1 protein-coding gene and 1 pseudogene are annotated in these 1,077 nt (G+C 60.2%); both read right to left on the minus strand.

Annotated elements, in window-relative coordinates:
- Window positions 1–753, minus strand: a 753-nt coding sequence (locus A3730_RS23470; protein WP_063539081.1) for a nitrogen regulation protein NR(II), incomplete at its 3' end; no start/stop codon positions are given.
- A gap of 141 nt (window positions 754–894) precedes the next feature.
- Window positions 895–1,077 (minus strand): annotated as a pseudogene (locus A3730_RS32140) (DUF4124 domain-containing protein); the annotation flags it as partial.

Below are 1,077 nucleotides of genomic sequence, written 5' to 3' on the forward strand. Positions count from 1 at the left end.
CAGTAATACCTGAATCAGCTGGTCCCGGTCGGCGATCACGTCCGGCAAGCTGATGTCGTAATCGCGCCAGATCGCCACGCCTTTGGGGTATTCCGCCAGCAACAACTGGCGCACATGCTCCAGGCACTCGTGCACATTTACGGCACGGAACTCCGGCGGCTTACGCGGGCCGAGCATACGATCTGCCACCGACCGCAGCCGGTCGGCTTCATCGATAATGACCTTGGTATACTCGGTCAGCTCCGGATCAGGCAGCGCCCGCTCCAACAACTGGGCCGCACCGCGGATGCCACCCAGCGGATTCTTGATTTCATGGGCCACACCCCGCACCAGTGCCCGGGTAGCCTGGTGCGCATGGATCAGTGCTTCTTCACGACTGATCCGCAGCAAGCGATCCAGCGACTGCATTTCCATCAACAGACACAAAGGCTGGCCCGGCTCGTTAATCGGACTGACCGAATAATCCACCATGATTTCATGGCCCGGCGCCACCGACAGCCTCGCTTCGCGCTGGGTGAAGGGGTGCTCATCATCAATGCACTGCTGAATGGCGAGGCGCGCCTCTTCATCATCGAAAAAGTAACCGGGCAGAGGCTGGCCGACGGCGCGGCTGGTACTGGTCGCCAACAGCATTTCCGCCGCCGGGTTCAGGTAGCGCACGCACAGGGCATCGTCCAGCATGATCACTGCGGTACGCAGGTGATCCAGTAGTCGTTTGTGCAACGTAATGTCACCCATCAGAAATTGGCCCATAACAGGGCACAAGCAATTATCAGGCCACCTGTAGATCAGCCCGACAAAGCGGGTATCAGCGGCCTGCAGCACAGGCGTAAAAGCCTGCTATTGATGAGTTTAAAGGGAAGGAAGGGCAGGACGCACCATTAAGGTGCACCATTAGTTGTTGCGGATGCTCCGATTCGGTTTTGCCGGCTTGGCCGCGGTGCCCCGATCTGCACCACCACCCACGCTGGCAGCGCCCCCGGTTGACGCACTGCCACCCACATTGGCCGAGCCACCACGGTCGGCTGCACCACCGACTTGCGCAGCACCACCGTTACTGCCACCACCGGGGAAGTT

The sequence above is a fragment of the Alcanivorax sp. HI0044 genome (assembly GCF_001634945.1).